We start from the raw sequence: 21,491 nt of genomic DNA, 5'->3' as shown, positions 1-21,491 counted from the left end.
CGCCGACGAGTCACGCTGACCCTAGGAAGAGCTAGCACACTAATGACGAAGCCCGAAGACAATACTCAGAAGCTCGCTCAGGCATTGCGCGTCTCGCTCAAGGAGACGGAGCGGTTGCGTGCCCGCAATCGCAAGCTCGACGCGGCTCTTCGCGAACCGATCGCGATTGTGGGTATGGCCTGCCGGTACCCGGGTGGGGTCAGTTCGCCTGAGGAGCTGTGGAATCTGGTCGCGGAGGGAACGGACGCGACCTCGGAGTTCCCCGGCAATCGTGGCTGGGATATCGATCGCCTCTACGACGCGAGCGGGGAGACACCGAACAGCACCTATACCCGCGAGGGCGGATTCCTGCATTCCGCAGGTGAATTCGACCCCGCGTTCTTCAACATCAGTCCCAATGAAGCCGCACTCATGGATCCGCAGCAGTTCCTGCTGCTGGAAACCTCCTGGGAGGCGTTCGAACGGGCCGGTGTCGACCCCGGCTCACTGAAGGGCAGCCGGACCGGCGTATGGGTCGGCATGATGTACCACGACTATCCGGCCAATGCGAACTCGGGATCCATTGCCTCCGGCCGGGTCTCGTACGTGTTCGGCCTGGAAGGGCCGTCGGTCACCGTGGACACGGCGTGCTCGTCCTCATTGGTGGCAATGCACTCCGCGGCGGCCTCGCTGCGGTCGGGGGAGTGCGATCTGGCTCTGGCCGGTGGTGTGGCCGTGATGGCGACGCCGGAGACCTTCGTGGAGTTCAGCCGTCAGCGGGGTTTGTCTCCGGATGGGCGGTGTAAGTCCTTCTCCGACACGGCCGATGGGGTCGGCTGGTCCGAGGGCGTCGGCGTCCTGGTGTTGGAGCGACTCTCCGACGCCCAGCGCAATGGGCATCAGATTCTCGCTGTGATCGCCGGTTCGGCGGTGAACCAGGATGGCGCGTCCAATGGTCTGACCGCACCCAACGGTCCCTCGCAGCGACGGGTCATCCGCCAGGCTCTGACCAATGCGGGGGTGTCCCCGGCGGAGGTGGATGTCGTCGAAGCCCACGGCACCGGTACGACGCTGGGTGATCCGATCGAAGCCCAGGCGCTGCTGGCGACGTACGGGCAGGAGCGTGACGCGGACCGGCCATTGTGGTTGGGCTCGCTGAAGTCCAATATCGGTCACGCCCAGGCCGCGGCCGGTGTGGGCGGTGTGATCAAGATGGTCATGGCGATGCGCCATGGCGTGCTGCCCAAGACCCTGCATGTGGATCAGCCCTCCACGAAGGTGGACTGGTCCGAGGGCCATGTGCGTCTGCTGACCGAGTCGGTGGCGTGGCCGGAGGTGGATCGTCCGCGTCGTGCCGGTGTGTCCTCGTTCGGTATCAGCGGCACCAACGCACACGTCATCGTCGAGCAGGCCCCGGCGTCCGAGCCCGCCGTGGATCAGGTGCAGGCGGCGAAGACCGTTCCGGCCGGTGGGCTGCTCCCGTGGGTGGTTTCGGCACGCAGCGGCGAGGCTCTCGCCGATCAGGCTGTTCGCCTGACATCGCATGCGGCCGACCATGATCCGATCGATCTCGGTTTCTCGCTGGCATCCGCGCGTGCTGTTTTCGAGCATCGTGCAGTTGCGGTGGCCGAGGACCGCGATGGTCTGCTGGCGGGAGTCGGGGCGCTGGGCCGCACCGAAACCACTCCCGGCGTCGTGTCCGGTCGTGTTGTGGCGGGCTCGACCGGTGTGGTGTTCTCCGGTCAGGGTGCTCAGTGGGCCGGTATGGCTACCGAACTGCGCGGCGCGTACCCGGTGTTCGCCGAGGCGTTCGACGCGATTGTCGCCGAGCTGGATCCGTTGCTGGGGCAGTCGGTTTCGTTGAGCGAGGCGTTGGCGAGCGCTGATCTGGTCGATCGGACGGTGTTCGCGCAGGCGGGTTTGTTCGCGTTCGAGGTGGCGTTGTTCCGGCTGCTCGGATCGTGGGGAGTCCGTGCTGATGTGGTGGCCGGTCATTCGATCGGTGAGGTGGCTGCCGCGCATGTGGCGGGTGTGCTGTCTCTGACCGATGCGTGTGTGTTGGTCGCTGCGCGTGGTCGGTTGATGCAGGCGCTGCCCGCCGGTGGGGCCATGGTCGCTGTCGGTGCGTCCGAGATCGATGTGCTGTCACTGCTGGCCGGCGAGGTTTCGATCGCGGCGGTGAATGGTCCTGCGTCGGTGGTGCTCTCCGGTGTCGAAGACGCGGTCGCCGCCGTCGTCGAGGCGTGTGCCGAGCGTGGTTGGCGTACACACAAGTTGCGGGTGTCGCATGCTTTCCATTCGGCTCTGATGGAGCCGATGCTGGCCGAGTTCGCGACGGCGATAGCTGGTTTGGCGTTCGCTCGCCCCATCATCCCGTTGGTGTCCACGGTCACCGGCGCCCGGATCACCGACGAAATGATCGATCCGTCGTATTGGGTCGGTCAGGTCCGCGACACCGTGCGGTTCGCCGATGCGGTTGCCGCGATGGCGAATTCGGGTGTGTCCCGCTTCGCCGAGGTCGGACCCGATGCCGTGCTGACCCCCATGATCGCCCAGACTCTCGACGACGCCGCCACGGTGGTGGCCTTGGCGCGCCGGGATCGGGCCGATTCGTTCTCCGTGCTGTCCGGCGTGGCCGGGCTGTTCGTATCCGGTGCCGACGTCGATTGGGCCGGTTTCTATGCCCGCTCCGGAGCTCAGCGAATCGACCTGCCCACCTACGCATTCCAGCATCGGCGCTTCTGGATCGCCGCAGGCGCTGTCGGTGGCGATGCCCGGGCGATGGGCCTGGCGGCCACCGGACATCCCCTGGTCCCGGTGGTGGTGTCGCAACCGGATTCCGACGCGGTCACCCTCACCGGCCGACTGTCGGCACTGACGCATCCATGGCTGGCCGATCACCGGGTGATGGACACTGTGCTGTTCCCCGGCACCGGTTTGGTCGAACTCGCCCTGCAGGCCGGGGAGCAGGTCGGCTGCTCGACCCTCGAGGAGTTGGTCCTGCGGGTGCCGCTGGTGCTGCCGGAGTCGGCCGGCGTCGCGGTGCGCGTGGTGGTCGGTGCCCAGGACGCCGCAGGCCGACGCGGAGTGCGGGTCTACTCCTGCCCCGATGACGGTGTCGATGCGGTGCCGTTGTGGACCTTGAACGCCGAAGGCGTTCTCATGTCGGGATTCGACAGCGCGCCAGCGGATTTGGCGCAGTGGCCGCCCGCCGGCGCCACCGCCGTCGAAATCGACGGTGTGTACGACTCCCTCGATGCGCAGGGCTATCACTACGGTCCGGTGTTCCAGGCGCTGACCTCGGTGTGGCGGGGCACCGACGGCCTGCTCTACGCCGAGGTCGAGCTGCCGGAGCAGGCCCGTCCGGACGCCAAGCGGTTCGGCGTGCATCCGGCATTGCTCGATGCCGCCCTGCATGCCCTGCGCTTCGCCGATGGCATGCCCGCGGAGGGTGCCGGGCTGGCCTTGCCGTTCGAGTGGTCCGGTGTCGCCGTGCACGCGACCGGAGCGGGCGCGCTGCGCGTCCGGCTCACCCGCGTCGGCGAGCACGCGGTCACCCTGGATCTGGCGGACCCGACCGGTACCCCGGTGGCGACGGTGCGGCAGCTGGCTTCCCGGCCCATCGATCCCGCGCAGCTCATGGGCGGCGCATCCGCGGTCGGCAATGCGCTGTTCCAGGTCGGCTGGGCGCCGATCTCGGTGGGGGAGGCCGAAGTCCGCGCGGTGTCGTGGGCGGATCTGGGTGACGAGATTCCGGCCGTGGTCGTGTTCGATTGCCCGGAGGGCAACGCCCTCGCGGCCATCCACGCCGCGACCCATGCAGCTCTCGCGGTGGTTCAGTCCTGGATCGCCGATTCTCGGTTCGCCGAGTCGACGCTGGTGGTTCGGACCAGTGGAGCCGTATCGGTCGCCGGGGAGGACATTACGAACCTGGCCGGTGCTGCTGTCGGCGGCCTGGTTCGTTCCGCGCAGGCGGAGAACCCCGGCCGGATCGTCTTGGTGGACACCGACTCCGCGCTCGACGGGCTGCTGGGCGGGATTCTCACCGCGCAGGAACCACAGGTGGCCGTGCGTGCCGGGCAGGTGCACGGTGCGCGGCTGAGCCGGGCCACCGCGGCGACCGCTTCGGCGACCGACCCCTTCGATCCGGACGACACCGTTCTGATCACCGGTGCGGGTGGTCTGCTCGGTGGACTGTTCGCCCGGCACCTGGTCGACACCCATGGCGTGCGCCGCCTGTTGCTGCTGAGCCGACGCGGAGAGGCCGCTCCCGGCGCCGCGGAGTTGCGCGCGGAGCTGCAGCGGCTCGGCGCGGAGGTCGAGTTCGCCGCGTGTGATGTCGCCGATCGCGACGCACTCGCGCAGGCGATCGCGAATGTGCCTGCCGCGCACCCGCTCACCGGCGTGTTCCATATGGCCGGCGTCCTCGACGATGGCGCCATCGCCTCGCTGACCCCGGCCCGGATGGATGTGGTGCTGGGGCCCAAGGTCGATGCCGCGCTGCACCTGCACGAACTCACCGCCCAGCTTCCGTTGAAGGCGTTCGTGCTGTTCAGCTCGGTGGCCGGTGCGTTCGGCAATGCCGGACAGGGCAACTATGCCGCGGCCAATGCGTGCCTCGATGCGCTCGCGGCACTCCGCAGGACCTCGGGCAGCCACGGGCAGTCTCTGGCCTGGGGTCTGTGGGACGGGGGCATGGCCGGGCAGCTCAGCGACGCTGACCTGCACCGCATTTCGCGTTCGGGCCTGTTGCCGCTGTCGGAGGACCAGGGCCTGGCGCTTTTCGACGCCGCCACCGCGAGCGACGTGACCGCCCCGGTCCTCGCCCGCCTGGACCTGGATAGCCTGCGTGGCGCCGAATTCGCCGTGCCCGCACTGTTTTCCGGCTTGATCCCGGCTCGCCGCCGAGCGGCCTCGGGTGCGGCGACGCCATTGCGAGCTCGTCTGGCCAACACTCCCGACAGCGAGCGTTTCGGTGTGCTCGTGGAGATCGTGCGCGGTCAGGTCGCGGCGATTCTCGGTCATCAGAACACGAACGCGATCGCGGCTGACAAGGCCTTCGGCGAGCTGGGCTTCGACTCGATCACCGCTGTCGAGTTCCGCAATGCCCTCAAAGCCGTCACCGGCCTATCGCTGCCCGCGACACTGGTATTCGACTATCCGACACCGCAGGCGCTGGCGAAATATCTGGCCGACGAATTCACCGGCACCGGCCGCGACGTCGAGGTTACCGCCAGCGCGGCCGTCGACGACGAGCCGATTGCGGTGGTAGCGATGAGCTGCCGCTATCCCGGCGGCGTCGCCTCGCCCGAAGACCTGTGGAATCTTGTCACCTCCGGCATCGATGCCACCGGTGAGATGCCGACGGATCGAGGCTGGGATATCGAGGGCATCTACGACCCCGAACCCGGTCACGCGGGCAAGACGTACACCCGCCAAGGCGGATTCCTGTACTCCGCAGCGGAATTCGACGCGGACTTCTTCGGGATCAGCCCCAATGAAGCCGCGATGATGGATCCGCAGCAGCGGTTGCTGCTGGAGGTGTCGTGGGAGGCGCTGGAACGCGCCGGTGTGGATCCGGATGTGCTGCGTGGCAGCTCGACCGGTGTCTTCACCGGCATGATGTACCACGACTACGCGCAGGGATCCGGGAACAATGCAACCGGGAGCTTGGTCTCGGGCCGGGTCTCGTATGTGTTCGGCCTCGAAGGCCCTGCGGTTACCGTGGACACGGCGTGTTCATCCTCGCTCGTGGCAATGCATCTGGCCGCGCAGTCGCTGCGGTCGGGTGAATGCGACCTGGCGCTGGCCGGTGGTGTGGCGGTGATGGCCACCCCGGAGACCTTCGTGGAGTTCAGCCGTCAGCGAGGCTTGTCCCCGGATGGTCGGTGTAAGTCCTTCTCCGACACCGCCGATGGGGTCGGTTGGTCCGAAGGTGCCGGTGTGCTGGTGCTGGAGCGCCTGTCCGACGCCCGCCGCAACGGCCATCAGGTGCTCGCGGTGATCGCTGGTTCGGCGGTGAATCAGGATGGCGCGTCGAATGGTCTGACCGCGCCGAACGGTCCGTCGCAGCGGCGAGTGATTCGCCAAGCGCTGGCCAATGCCGGGATCGCGCCGGTCGAGGTCGATGTGGTGGAGGCCCACGGCACCGGTACAACGCTGGGCGATCCGATCGAAGCCCAAGCGCTGCTTGCGACCTACGGCCAGGATCGTGACGCGGACCGGCCATTGTGGCTGGGGTCGCTGAAGTCCAATATCGGTCACGCCCAAGCCGCGGCGGGTGTCGGTGGCGTGATCAAGATGGTGATGGCGATGCAGCACGGGGTCCTACCCCGAACGCTGCACGCTGATCAGCCCAGCACCAAGGTCGATTGGTCCGAGGGCCATGTGCGGTTGCTGACCGCGGCGGTGGCGTGGCCGGAGGTGGATCGTCCGCGTCGTGCGGGTGTGTCGTCCTTCGGTATCAGCGGCACCAATGCTCACCTCATCGTCGAGCAGGCTCCGGTAGCTCCGGTGGCGGAGCCGGTGCCGGTGGTCGAGACCGTTCCGGCGGCGCTGCCGTGGGTGGTTTCGGCGCGCGGTAGTGACGCTCTCGCCGGCCAGGCTGCCCGTTTGGCATCGTCTGTGGGCGAACACGATCCGATCGATATCGGCTTCTCGCTGGCGTCCACGCGCGCTGTGCTCGAGCATCGTGCGGTCGTCGTGGCCGAGGGGCGTGAAGGTCTCCTCTCGGGACTACGGTCGTTGGCTGCCGGTGTGCAGGCACCCGGTGTGGTGTCCGGTCGGACGGTGTCGGGTTCGACAGGTCTGGTGTTCTCGGGTCAGGGTGCGCAGTGGGCCGGTATGGCTACCGAACTGCGTGCGGCTTACCCGGTGTTCGGCGAGGCTTTCGATGGGATCGTCGGGCAGCTGAATCCGCTGCTGGGGCAGCAGGTTTCACTGATCGAGGCTTTGGCGGACGGTGATCTGGCCGACCAGACGGTATTTGCGCAGGCGGGCCTGTTCGCGTTCGAGGTGGCGCTGTTCAGGCTGCTCGAATCCTGGGGCGTGCGTGCCGATGTGGTGGCCGGACACTCGATCGGTGAGGTCGCTGCCGCGCATGTGGCCGGGGTGCTGTCTCTGACCGATGCGTGTGTGCTGGTGGCCGCTCGCGGCCGGTTGATGCAGGCATTGCCCACCGGTGGGGCGATGGTCGCCGTCGGTGCCTCCGAAGCAGATGTGCTCCCGCTGCTGGTGGCGGGTGGGGTGTCGATCGCGGCGGTCAACGGCCCGTCCTCGGTCGTGTTGTCCGGTGTCGAGGACGACGTCGTGGCTGTTGCCGATCGTTGCGCCGAGCAGGGTTGGCGCACTCACCGACTACGTGTCTCGCACGCTTTCCATTCGGTTCTGATGGAACCGATGCTGGCCGAATTCGCCACGGCGATCGAGGGTTTGGCGTTCGCCCGCCCGAGCATCCCGCTGGTGTCGACGGTGACCGGCGCTCGGATTGCCGACGAAATGTGTGATCCGTCGTACTGGGTGGGTCAGGTCCGGGAGTCGGTGCGCTTCGCGGATGCTGTTGTGGCAATGGCTGATTCGGGCGTGTCCAGGTTCGCCGAGGTCGGTCCCGACGCGGTGCTGACCCCCATGATCGCCCAGACCCTCGATGACGGCGCCGCCGCGGCGGTCGCATTGGCGCGTCGGGCTCGGGCCGATGTGATGACTCTGCTGGGCGGAGTGGCCGGGTTGTTCGTCACCGGCGCCCGGGTCGATTGGGCCGCTCTCTACGCCGGTTCCGGCGCTCGGCGAATCGACCTGCCCACCTACGCTTTCCAGCGTCGGCGCCATTGGATGGCCCCGACGTCCACCGGTAGTGGCGACGCCCGGTCGATGGGTTTCGTGGCCAGCGGGCATCCGCTGGTTTCGGCCGTGGTCGCGCAGCCGGATTCCGAGGTGGTCACGCTCAGTGGCCGTTTGTCGGCGCAGACCCAGCCATGGCTGGCCGATCACCAGGTCATGGACACTGTCCTGTTGCCCGGTACCGGACTGGTCGAACTTGCCCTGCAGGCCGGAGAACACGTCGGCTGCCCGACCCTGGACGAGCTGGTTCTGCAAGCGCCGCTGGTGCTGCCGGAGTCGGCCGGGGTCGCGGTGCGCGTGGTGGTCGCTGCCCCCGATGGCGCGGGTCGGCGCGGTGTGCGGATCTTCTCATGCCCCGACAGTGGCGTCGATTCCGCGTCGTCATGGACGTTGAACGCCGAAGGTGTGCTCGCGCCGGACGAGGTGACGGCGGATTTCGATCTTGCCGCGTGGCCTCCGGCCGGTGCGCAGCCGATGGATATCGATGGTGTCTACGACGAGCTGTTCGATCTCGGATACGGCTATGGCCACCTGTTCCAGGGTTTGCAGGCCGCATGGCAGCGCGGTGGAGAATTGTTCGCCGAGGTCGCGCTCCCGGATCCGCAGGGAGCCAACGGTTTCGGCATCCATCCCGCATTGTTCGACGCCGCTCTGCACGCCGGAATCGTGCACGGCCGTCGCAACGGCGGCGGTGACTCGCCGGTGCTGCCCTTCACCTGGAACCGGGTGGCGCTGCACGCGGTCGGCGCTGCCGCAGTGCGAGTGCGTATCGCGCTGCAGGACAACAGGTTCGCCGTCCAGCTCGCCGATGACCAAGGGCAACCGGTGTTGTCGGTGGATGCTCTGGTTTCCCGGCCGGTGTCGGCCGATCGGCTCGGCGGCCGGCGCACGTCGGAAGCCCTGTTCGGTGTGGAGTGGGTCGCCGCCGGGTTGTCGGCGGAGGCGGCGGTCGAGCCGGATCGGTTGGCGCTCCTGGGTTCTGGTCAGGGCGCTGACGGGGTGCCCGGCCACCGTGATCTCGCGGCATTGATCGCCGATCTGGATGCGAACCCCGACGCGGTTGTCCCTGAGATCGTCTTGCTGGACTGCCCCCGCGGTGACGGCCCCGAGCCGGAGGCCGCACGGGAGGTTGTCACCGGCGTCCTCGATACCGTTCAGCGGTGGCTGGCCGAATCTCGTTTCGCCGGTTCCCGTTTGGTGGTGCTCACCAGGCAAGCGGTGACCGTCGCCGATGCTGAGCAGGTGCGCTTGGATCAGGCCCCGGTGTGGGGGTTGGTGCGGGCCGCACAGGCGGAGCATCCGGGGCGATTCCAGCTTCTGGATCTGGATGACAACGGTGAGCTGCTCGCTGCCGTGACCGCGGTGGCAGCGGTCGCTTCGGAACCCGAGGTCGCCCTCCGGGGCACGAGCGTGCTCGTGCCGCGTTTGAGCCGCCACGCATCGGGCACGATTGTTCGATCGGCGGCGTCGGGCACGGTGCTGATCACCGGCGGCACCGGTGGCCTCGGTGCGGTGATCGCCCGGCATCTGGTGACCGAACACGGTGTGCGCCAACTGCTTCTGACCGGTCGTCGTGGCCCGGATGCGCCGGGAGCCACCGAACTTCGGGACGAACTCGTCGAGCTCGGCGCCGAGGTCACCATCGCCGCGTGCGACGTGTCCGATCGAGACGCGCTGGCCGCCCTGCTCGCCACCATCTCCGACCAGTACCCGCTGGCCGGAGTGATCCACGCGGCCGGAACCGCCGACAACGGCCTGATCGAATCGATCACGCCCGACCGCATCGAGCAGGTTTTCCGGCCCAAGGTCGACGCCGCGTGGCATCTGCACGAACTCACCCGCGACCGGTCGCTGGAGTTGTTCGTCCTGGTGTCGTCGGCGGGTGGCCTGGTGCTGGCCGCCGGCCAAGCGAACTACGCCGCCGCGAATGTCTTCCTGGACGCGCTCGCCGCCCACCGTCGCGGCCTGGGATTGCCCGCGACATCCATCGATTACGGGTTGTGGGCGCGGTCCACCGCGCTCGGCGCTGAGCTGTCCGAGAGCGACTTCGACCGGATGCGGCGGCAGGGCTACCCGCCGCTGACCGAGGCCGAGGGCCTGGCACTGTTCGACTCGGCGATTGCCACCGACCAGGCCCAACTGGTCGCGCTGCGAGTCGATCCGGCCATCCTGCGAACCCAGGGCGAGCGGATCCCGGCGCTCCTCCGTTCGGTCGTCCCGACGTCCGTGCGCCGCCAGAGTCGGACAGCGGCAGGCCAGGCCTTCCTGCGGAAGCTGGCCGGTCTCTCCGACAGCGATCGCGACAGCGCGCTGCTCGAACTCGTCCGGTCCACTGCCGCAGACATTCTCGGGCACGCCTCCATGGCAGCTGTGGAACCCCAGCAGGCTTTCCAGCAGCTCGGTTTCGACTCGCTGAGCGCTGTCGAGTTCCGCAACAAACTCAATACCGCGACCGGTCTGCACCTACCGGCCACCCTCGTCTTCGACTACCCCAATCCGCAGGTCGTCGCGGAGTTCATCGGCTCGCAACTCACCGGCACCGGAGTCGTCGAAGAGCTCGCGACCAGTCGAGTCCGAGCCGACGACGAGCCGATTGCCGTGGTGGCGATGGGATGTCGCTATCCGGGTGGCGTCATGTCGCCCGAGGATCTGTGGAGCCTCGTCGTCTCGGGTGCCGACACCACCGGTGAATTGCCGGTGGATCGTGGCTGGGACATCGACGGCATCTACGATCCCGAACCCGGCAAAGCAGGCAGGACCTACACGCGCCGAGGCGGATTCCTGTACTCCGCAGCGGAATTCGATGCGGAATTCTTCGGGATCAGCCCCAACGAAGCCACGATGATGGACCCCCAGCAGCGATTGCTGCTGGAGGTCTCGTGGGAGGCATTGGAGCGCGCCGGTGTGGATCCGGCGGTGCTGCGCGGCAGCTCGACCGGTGTGTTCACCGGCGTGATGTACCACGACTACGCCCAGGGAACCGGGACCGGAGCCAGCACCGGCGGCAGTCTGGTCTCGGGCCGGATCGCTTACACGCTGGGATTGGAGGGCCCGGCCGTCTCGGTGGACACGGCGTGTTCGTCGTCGCTCGTGGCGCTGCATCTGGCGTCGCAGTCGCTGCGGTCGGGGGAGTGCGATCTGGCATTGGCCGGTGGTGTCGCTGTGATGGCCACCCCGGACATGTTCCTCGAGTTCAGTCGTCAGCGCGGGCTCGCACCGGATGGACGATGCAAGTCCTTCGCCGACGCCGCCGACGGCGTCGCCTGGTCCGAGGGCGCCGGAATGCTGGTGTTGGAGCGACTCTCCGACGCCCAGCGCAACGGTCACCAGATTCTCGCCGTGATCGCCGGTTCGGCGGTGAATCAGGATGGCGCGTCGAATGGTCTGACCGCACCCAACGGTCCCTCGCAGCGACGGGTCATCCGCCAAGCACTGGCCAATGCCCGGGTGACTTCGGCCGACGTGGATGTGGTCGAAGCTCATGGCACGGGAACGACTTTGGGCGATCCGATCGAAGCCCAGGCGCTACTGGCGACCTACGGACAGGACCGCGAGGCGGATCGTCCGCTGTGGCTGGGTTCGTTGAAGTCCAACATCGGTCACGCTCAGGCCGCGGCCGGTGTGGGTGGTGTGATCAAGATGGTCATGGCGATGCGCCATGGCCTGCTGCCGCGAACGCTGCACGTGGATCAGCCCAGCACCAAAGTCGATTGGAGCGAAGGCCATATCCGGTTGCTGACCGAGGCGGTTGCGTGGCCGGACGTTGATCGTCCGCGTCGTGCCGGTGTGTCCTCCTTCGGTATCAGCGGCACCAACGCCCACCTCATCGTCGAACAGGCTCCGGCAGCAGCCCCGGCTCCGGCGGCCAAGACCGCCCCGGCCGGTGCAGTGCTGCCGTGGGTGCTCTCGGCACGTACCGACGAAGCTCTTGCCGAGCAGGCTGCCCGCCTGACGTCCCATACGGACGACCACGATCACGACCCGATCGACATCGGCTTCTCGCTCGTGACTTCGAGAGTGCTGTTCGACCATCGCGCCGTGGTGTTGTCCCCCGAGCAGGACGGCCTGAGGGCCGGCACTCGAGGGCTGGGGCGCGGCGAAACGGCTCCGGGTGTGGTGTCCGGTCGTGTGATGCCGGGTTCGACCGGTGTGGTGTTCTCGGGTCAGGGTGCGCAGTGGGCCGGTATGGCTGCCGAGCTGCGTGCTGCGTACCCGGTGTTCGCCGAGGCTTTCGACGCGATTGTCGCCGAGCTGGATCCGCTGCTGGGGCAGCAGGTTTCGCTGAGTGAAGCCTTGGCCGGTGCCGACCTGATCGACCAGACAGTGTTCGCGCAGGCGGGTTTGTTCGCGTTCGAGGTGGCGTTGTTCCGGCTGCTCGAATCGTGGGGAGTCCGTACCGATGTCGTGGCCGGTCACTCGATCGGGGAAGTGGCCGCTGCCCACGTGGCGGGTGTGCTGTCTCTGGCGGATGCGTGTGTGCTGGTGGCCGCGCGTGGCCGGTTGATGCAGGCATTGCCCACCGGTGGCGCGATGGTCGCTGTCGGTGCCTCCGAGAGCGACGTTCGGGCGCTGCTGGCGGCCGGTGACGTGCCCGCCGGTGAGGTGTCGATCGCGGCGGTCAACGGCCCGTCGTCGGTGGTGCTCTCCGGCGTGGAAGAGGCTGTCGTGGCTGTTGCTGAGCGGTGTGCCGAGGAGGGTTGGCGGACGCACCGGTTGCGGGTTTCGCATGCCTTCCATTCGGCGTTGATGGAGCCGATGCTGGCCGAGTTCGCTTCGGCGATCGAGGGTTTGGCGTTCGCCCGCCCGAGCATCCCGTTGGTGTCGACGGTGACCGGCGCCCGGATCGGTGACGAGATGACGGTTCCGTCGTACTGGGTCGGTCAGGTCCGGGACACCGTGCGTTTCGCCGATGCGGTCACCGCGATGGCGGGTATGGGTGTGTCGAGATTCGCCGAGGTCGGTCCCGACGCGGTGCTGACCCCGATGGTCGCCCAGACCCTCGATGACGGTGCTGCCGCGGTGGTGGCGTTGGCGCGTCGAGACCATGCCGATGCGTCAGCCGTGTTGAACGCGGTGGCCAGGCTGTTCGTGGCGGGCGCTCCCGTCGACTGGGCCGGTTTCTACGCCGGTACCGGAGCCGGGCGAATCGACTTGCCCACCTACGCTTTCCAGCGCAGCCGCTACTGGATGCTCGACGGCTCCGCCGCCGGCGGTGACGCCCGGGCCATGGGTCTCGCCGCCACCGGACACCCCCTGGCCTCGGTGGTGGTGTCCCAACCGGATTCCGACGCGGTGACCCTCACCGGTCGGCTGTCGGTGCAGGCGCACCCCTGGCTCGCCGACCACACGGTCATGGACACCGTGCTGTTCCCCGGCACCGGGCTGGTCGAACTCGCCCTGCACGTCGGCGAACAGGTCGGCTGCTCGACCCTCGAGGAACTGGTCCTCCAGGTCCCGCTGGCACTCCCGGAGTCCGCAGGACTCGCAGTGCGCGTGGTGGCCGGTGCTCCGGACGAGGCTGGCCGTCGCGCAGTGCGGATCTTCTCCCGCCCCGAGGACGGTGTCGATGCGGCGCCGGCGTGGACCTTGCACGCCGAGGGTGTGCTTACACCCGGAATCAGCAGTGCGCCTGACGATCTGGTGCAATGGCCGCCGGTCGGTGCGGTCGCCGTGGACATCGACGGTGCGTACGACTCGCTCGATGCGCAGGGCTACCACTACGGTCCGGTGTTCCAGGCACTGAAGTCGGTGTGGCGCACCGCGGACGGGCTGCTCTACGCCGAGGTCGAACTGCCCGAGGCGGCCCGCGCCGAGGCGGAGCGGTTCGGTCTGCATCCGGCGCTACTGGATGCGGCGTTGCACGCGTTGCGGTTTGCCGAGGACACATCGGCGCAGGGCGCCGAGCTGGCGCTGCCGTTCGAGTGGTCCGGTGTCAGCGTGCACGCGGCCGGCGCCGATGCCCTGCGTGTCCGGCTCACCCGTGCCGGTGAGCATGGCGTCGCCATCGATCTGGCGGACTCGACCGGTGCTCCGGTGGCCACCGTGCGGCACTTGGCCTCCCGGCCGATCGATCCCGCGCAGCTGACCACGGGCGCATCCGTCGTCGGCAATGGGCTGTTCCAGATCGACTGGACGCCGATCACGGTGCGTCCTACCGAGGTCACCGCCGCAGTGTGGCTGGATCTCGGTGAGCAGGTCCCGCCGGTGGTCGTGCTGGAGTGCCCCACGGGCGACGATCTGGCCGCCATTCATGCTGCGACGCACGACGTTCTGGCGGTCCTTCAGTTTTGGATCGCAGACCGGCGATTCACCGAATCGGTGCTGGTGGTTCGAACCAGCGGCGCGGTTTCGGTTGCCGGGGAAGACATTACGAACTTGGCCGGTGCCGCCGTGGGTGGTCTGGTCCGCTCCGCGCAGGCGGAGAACCCCGGCCGGATCGTGTTGATCGACAGCGACTCCGCACTCGACGGGCTGCTCGGCGGGATCGTGGCCGCCGCCGAACCGCAGCTGGCCGTGCGCGACGGGCAGGTGCACATCGCGCGGTTGGGCCGCGCGGCCGCCACCGCGGCGACCGCCGCTCCCGCCTTCGATCCGGACGACACCGTTCTGATCACCGGCGCGAGCGGATTGCTCGCCGGGATGTTCGCCCGGCATCTGGTCGCCACCCGCGGCGTCCGTCGCCTGCTGCTGTTGAGCAGGCGCGGCGAATCCGCGCCCGGTGCTGCGGAACTGGGCGCAGAGCTGCGGCAGCTGGGTGCGGAGGTCGAGTTCGCCGCGTGTGATGTCGCCGATCGTGGCGCCCTCGCCGAGGTGCTGGCGGGCGTGCCCGCCGATCGTCCGCTCACCGGCGTGTTCCACATGGCCGGCGTCCTCGACGACGGTGCGATCGCCTCGCTGACCCCGGCACGCATGGATACGGTGCTGGGGCCCAAGGTCGATGCCGCGCTGCACCTGCACGAACTCACCGCCGGACTGCCATTGCAGGCGTTCGTGCTGTTCAGCTCGGTCGCCGGAGCCTTCGGCAACCCCGGCCAGGGCAACTACGCCGCGGCCAACGCATGCCTGGATGCGCTGGCGGCGCACCGCAGGGCTGCGGGTGGCCGCGGTAGTTCCCTGGCCTGGGGCCTGTGGGACGGTGGCATGGCCGGGCAACTCAGTGACGTTGACCGTCAACGCCTTTCGCGTTCGGGCATGCTGCCGCTGTCGGAGGAACAGGGCCTCGCACTGTTCGATGCCGCTCTCGACATCGACGTGGCGGCTCCGGTTCTTGCCCGTCTCGATTTCGAGAGCATCCGCAGCGCGGGTACTGCCGCGCCGGCGCTCTTCGCGGGCCTCATCCCGGCTCGCCGCAAGGCGGCCTCGGGCGCCTTCACGGCGCTGCGGGCTCGGCTGGCGAACACTCCCGAGAGCGAACGTTTCGACGTGCTCGTGGAGATCGTGCGTGCGCAGGTCGCCACGATTCTGGGGCATCAGAACGTGAACACGGTCGCGGCGGACAAAGCCTTCGGCGAGTTGGGTTTCGACTCGATCACCGCTATCGAGTTCCGCAACGCTCTCAAGGCCGTCACGGGGTTGCAGCTGCCCGCGACCTTGGTATTCGACTACCCCACACCTCAGGCCCTCGCGAAATATCTGGCCGACGAGTTCGCCGGCACCAGCCGCGACGTCGAGGTGACCGCCAGCAGAGCCGTCGACACGGACCCGATCGCCGTCGTCGGCATGGCCTGCCGCTACCCCGGAGGCGTCACGTCCCCCGAGGAACTGTGGGAACTGGTCCGGGTGGGCGGGGATGCGGTGTCGACCCTCCCGACCGATCGAGGCTGGGACATCACCGGCATCTACGATCCGGAACCGGGCCGCGCGGGCAAGTCCTACACCCGGGAAGGCGGATTCCTGCACACCGCTGCGGAATTCGACGCGGACTTCTTCGGCATCGGCCCCAACGAAGCCACGATGATGGATCCGCAACAGCGGCAACTCCTGGAAACGACCTGGGAAGCGCTGGAACGCGCCAGTGTCGATCCGGCGGTGCTGCGCGGCAGCTCGACCGGTGTGTTCACCGGCGTCATGTACCACGACTACGCCCAGGGCAGCGGGAACAGCGCGACCGGCAGTCTCGTCTCCGGTCGCATCGCCTACACCCTGGGATTGGAGGGCCCGGCCGTCTCGGTCGACACGGCCTGCTCGTCGTCCCTGGTGGCCATGCATCTGGCCGCGCAGTCGCTGCGGTCGGGTGAATGCGACCTGGCGCTGGCCGGTGGTGTGGCGGTGATGGCCACCCCGGAGACCTTCGTGGAGTTCAGCCGTCAGCGCGGGCTCGCACCCGACGGACGGTGTAAGTCCTTCTCCGACACCGCCGATGGTGTCGGGTGGTCCGAGGGCGCCGGAATGCTGGTGCTGGAACGACTGTCCGACGCCCGCCGCAACGGCCACCAGGTGCTCGCGGTGATCGCTGGTTCGGCGGTGAATCAGGATGGCGCGTCGAATGGTCTGACCGCACCCAACGGGCCCTCACAGCGGCGAGTGATTCGCCAAGCATTGGCCAACGCCGGGATCTCGCCGGTCGAGGTCGATGTGGTGGAAGCCCACGGCACGGGTACGACGTTGGGCGATCCCATCGAAGCCCAGGCGCTTCTGGCCACCTACGGCCAAGACCGGGAGGCGGATCGTCCGCTGTGGTTGGGGTCGTTGAAGTCCAACATCGGTCACTCTCAGGCCGCGGCCGGTGTGGGTGGCGTGATCAAGATGGTGATGGCCATGCGCCACGGCGTGCTGCCCAAGACCCTGCACGTCGATGCACCCAGCACCAAAGTCGATTGGAGCGAAGGCCATATCCGGTTGTTGACCGAGTCGGTGGCGTGGCCGGAGGTGGATCGTCCGCGTCGTGCGGGTGTGTCCTCGTTCGGTATCAGCGGCACGAATGCTCACGTCATCGTCGAGCAGGCTCCGGTGGTGGATCAGGCGCCGGTGACGACGGACCGTGCAGATGGACTGCTGCCCTGGGTGGTTTCGGCACGAAGCGGCGAGGCGCTCGGCGGTCAGGCTGCTCGCCTGGCGTCCCATGTGGGTGATCGCGACCTGAATCCGGCGGATGTCGGCTTCTCCCTGGCGTCCACGCGTGCTGTTTTCGAGCATCGCGCGGTTGTGGTGGCCGAGAGCCGTGATGGCCTGCTCACGGGCGTGCGGTCGTTGGCTGCCGGTGAGCAGGCCCCCGGTGTGGTGACCGGCCGCGTGGCGTCGGGCTCGACGGGTCTGGTGTTCTCGGGTCAGGGTGCGCAGTGGGCCGGTATGGCCACTGAGCTGCGCGCCGCGTACCCGGTGTTCGCCGAGGCATTCGACGCAATTGTCGCCGAGCTGGATCCGCTCCTGGGACAGCAGGTTTCGCTGAGTGCCGCGTTGGCCAGTGCTGACCTCGTGGACCAGACCGTGTTTGCGCAGGCGGGCCTGTTCGCGTTCGAGGTGGCGTTGTTCAGGCTGCTCGAATCCTGGGGTGTGCGTGCGGATGTGGTGGCCGGTCATTCGATCGGTGAGGTGGCTGCCGCGCATGTGGCCGGGGTGCTGTCTCTGACGGATGCGTGTGTGCTGGTGGCCGCGCGTGGCCGGTTGATGCAGGCACTACCCACTGGCGGAGCGATGGTCGCGGTCGGTGCGCCCGAGGCCGACGTGCTGCCGTTGCTGGCCGGTGAGGTGTCGATCGCCGCGGTGAATGGCCCTGCGTCGGTGGTGCTTTCCGGCGTCGAGGACGATGTCGTCGCTGTCGCCGACCGTTGTGCCGAAAAGGGCTGGCGCACGCGCAGGTTGCGTGTTTCGCATGCCTTCCATTCGGCGTCGATGGAACCGATGCTGGCCGAATTCGCCACGGCGATAGAGGGTTTGACGTTCGCCCGCCCCCGGATCCCGCTGGTGTCGACGGTGACCGCTGCACGGGTGACCGACGAGATGTCGGATCCGTCGTATTGGGTGCGTCAGGTCCGGGAGACCGTCCGGTTTGCCGACGCGGTCGCCACGGCCGCCGAGCTCGGCGTGTCCAGGTTCGCCGAGGTCGGTCCCGATGCGGTGCTGACCCCGATGATCGCCCAAACTCTCGACACCGCAACCACAATCGCTCTCACCAGACGGGACAACGCGACCCCCGTGACACTGCTGACGGGCCTCGCCCGTCTGCACGTCACCGGTGCGACGGTGGATTGGTCCAGCTACTACGCCGGAGTCGGTGGCACGAAGACCGACCTCCCGACCTACAGCTTCCAGCACCGCCGCTTCTGGGCCACCGGCCCACTGCACACCGGCGAGGCGCACGCGCTCGGCCTGCGGTCCACCGAGCACCCCATGCTCGGCGCGATGGTGGCACAGCCGGAGAGCGGCGGCGTCAGGTTCACCGGCCGCCTGTCCACGGCCACCCATGCCTGGTTGGCCGATCATGACGTGCTCGGCACGGTGCTGCTCCCCGGCACCGGGTTCGTCGAGCTCGCCGTGCACGCCGGAGACCAGGTCGACTGCCCGGAACTCGAGGAACTCACACTGCTGGCCCCGCTGGTGTTGCACGGGCATGGCGGAGTGCAGATCCAGGTGATCGTCGGTGACAGCGATGAGACCGGTCGCCGAGGGCTCGACATCTACTCGCGCAAGGACGAGGACGATCCGTCGCTCTCGTGGACCCACCATGCGCACGGCACGGTGAGCCCGGGCCAGGCGGCCGGCGACGACGGCTGGGCCGACTTCGTGCAGTGGCCACCGGCCGGTGCCACGGTCGTCCCGTTGGACGGGGCCTACGACGAACTCGCGGAGAACGGGTACCACTACGGGCCCGCCTTCCAAGGGCTTTCGGCCCTGTGGCGTCGCGGGGAGGACCTCTTCGCCGAAGTCGCTCTCCCCGAGCTGACCTCGGCCCAGGGCTACGGTGTGCATCCCGCGCTGCTCGACTCGGCCATGCACGCACTGTCCTTCGGCCTGCCCGAGGGCGTGGGCGAGCAGGCCGAGCGGCCGACCCTGGTGCCGTTCGCGTGGTCTTCGGTGCGTGTGCACGCGGACGGCGCCCGGCGGGTGCGGGTCCGGCTGACCTGGCTGAATCAGGGAGAAGTCACCCTGGCGATGGCCGATTCCGGTGGTGCGCCGCTGCTTTCGGTGCGGTCGCTCGCCCTGCGCCCGCTGTCGGTCGAACTGCTCTCGGGGGCGGCCCTGTCCTCGCAGGACGCGCTGTACGAGTTCGCCTGGCGGCCCGGTCCGGAACTGCGTCCGGCGGCGGGAGTCTCGTGGGCCGAATGGGGCGCGGCGGAGCCGGCGTCGGTCCTGTTCTTCCGGCCCCCGGTCGACGGCGACGACGTGCCGGTCCGGTTGCGTGCGGCGCTGCACCGCACGCTCGGCGTCATCCAGCAGTTCCTGAGCGAAGAGCGGTACGCTGCAACCACTTTGGCTGTGATCACCGACTCCGGGGCCGACCCGGCCGCGGCCGCGGTGTGGGGTCTGGTGCGCGCGGCGCAGGCGGAGAACCCCGGGCGGATCGTGCTCATCGAGGCGCGTGCGGAGACAGCGGCGGATCGCCTTGTCGCCGCGGCGATCTCGGGTGAGCCGGAACTGGCGGTCGACGCCGACGGGGCGCGGGTGCCGCGCCTGGTGCGCGCCGCGTCGCCTGAAACGGAGCCGCAGGCACCGTGGGATCCCGAACGGACGGTGCTGATTACCGGTGGCACCGGCGGCATCGGTCGCCACCTCGCCGAGCATCTGGTGACCGAACACGGTGTGCGGCACCTGCTGCTGGCCGGTCGTCGCGGACCGGACGCCGTTGCGGATCTGATCGACGAACTCGGCGCTCTCGGCGCCCGGGTTCGCGTGGCCGCCTGCGATGTCACCGACCGAAATGCGTTGCGGGACCTGCTCGCTTCGATACCGGCGGAGCATCCGCTGGGTGCGGTCGTCCACGTGGCGGGCGTCGCCCACAACGGTCTGGTCGACACCTTGACGCCTGAGCAGATCGACTACTGCCTCGGTGCCAAGGCCGACGCGGCGTGGCATCTGCACGGACTCACCCGCGACGCAGGACTGTCCGCATTCGTGATGATCTCCTCGGTAGCAGGTTCGATCCTGCCTGCCGGGCAGGGCGGTTACGCGGCGGCCAATGTGTTCCTCGATGCCCTCGCCACCTCCCGGCACGCCGAGGGCCTACCGGCCACCTCGCTCGCCTACGGCCTGTGGGACATCGAAACCGGACTGTCGCAGTGGCTCAGCCAGGCCGACCGGCTGCGCATGCGTCGCCAGGGCATGCCGCCGCTGGCCGCGGACAAGGCGCTCGAATTGTTCGACGCGGCCGTGTCCACGACGCGTCCGGTGCACGTGCCGGTCGAGATCGACCTGGCGGCGTTGCGCGCCCGGGACGCGGTGCCCGCGCTGCTCGGCGACCTGGCCAAGCGGTCCGGGCGTCGGCACAGCAGCGGAGCACAGGACGCGGGCGCGCTGCGCAGGCAGCTGGCACAGCTCTCGGAGTCCGAACAGGAACAGTGGCTCCGGACCCACATCCTCGAGAACGCCGCCAGACTGCTCGGGCACGAGAGCGCCGATGCTCTCGACCCCGAGCGCGACTTCCTCGAAGCCGGGTTCGACTCACTGGCCGCCATGGAGTTGCGGACCACGCTGAATGCCTCCACCGGCCTGACCCTGCCGACCGCCGCGATCTTCGATCACAAAACGCCCGCGGCACTGGCCCGATACCTGCGGAAGGAGCTCACCACATCCACGCGAACCGACAGTGAGCGGGTGAGCGAGGACGACTCGCTGTACGGAATGTTCCGTGGTGCAGTGGAATCCGGCCGGGTCGGCACCGGCTTCGCCCTGTTGAATCTGGCGGCGGAGCTGCGCGAGCAGTTCGCGTCGGCGTCCGAGCTGGATCGGCTACCGGTGCCGGCGCGAGTCGCGGCGGGTTCGGCTCTGCCGCGGATCATCTGCCTCACACCGCCACTGGCCACCGGCGGCGCGCATCAGTACGCCAGGATCGCCTCGCACCTGCGCACTGCCCGTGAGGTCGTGGCGCTGTCGCCGGTCGGCTGCCGGACGGGAGAACCCCTGCCGGCGACGCCGACGGCAGCCTTGGAGGCCCTGGCGCGCAATGTTCTCGAAGCGGCACAGGGAGATCCGTTCGTGCTGCTCGGGTACTCCTCGGGCGGCCTGCTGGCCTACCTCCTCACTGAGCACCTCGAGGCGGTGGGCGGACCCGCGCCCGCGAGCGTGGTCATGCTCGACACCTACCGGGTGGACGATGGCGGCGGCGAATGGCTGCTGCGGGCGATGGCCGAGCACATGGTGTCCAACGAGGCGACCTTCGGCCGCTTCGACCAGGCCCGCTTGTCCGGTATGGGCTGGTATGTCCGGCTGCTCCAGGAGATGGCGCCCGGTCCCGTTGCCACGCCGACCTTGTTCGTCCAGTGCGCCCAGTCATTCCTGGGAGGTTCGGAAGAGCGTGCGGACTGGCAGGCCCAGCCCTGGGACGCAACGCATTCCGTCGTGCCGGTCCAGGCCGATCACTTCACGATCCTGGAGGACGGCTCGGCGGATGCCGCGGACGTGATCGAGGGCTGGCTCGCGGGTTAGTACTGCAACTGCACTCGCGTGATTCGTTGCTGGTAGACCTGTCGGGTGGTGTTGGATCATGCTGTGGCCGAACTGGATTCGTTGATCGCGAG

Annotated in this window: 1 protein-coding gene; it reads left to right on the top strand. The window is 68.5% G+C overall.

The features are described from left to right. The first annotated feature begins 42 nt into the window (after nucleotides 1–42). Entirely contained in the window at nucleotides 43–21,399 is a 21,357-nt protein-coding gene (locus tag ACFXHE_RS39235) for an SDR family NAD(P)-dependent oxidoreductase (RefSeq protein ID WP_379390037.1), read from the top strand. The last annotated feature ends 92 nt before the right edge of the window (nucleotides 21,400–21,491 follow it).

Origin of the sequence: Nocardia sp. NPDC059229 (assembly GCF_042754165.1) — a bacterium.
GTDB lineage: Bacteria > Actinomycetota > Actinomycetes > Mycobacteriales > Mycobacteriaceae > Nocardia.
This window is presented reverse-complemented; position numbering and strand designations above follow the sequence as displayed.

What these genes read in the sequence shown, in the direction of transcription:
- ACFXHE_RS39235 (WP_379390037.1), top strand. Translation starts at nt 43, where the DNA reads ATGACGAAGCCCGAAGACAATACTCAGAAGCTCGCTCAGGCATTGCGC.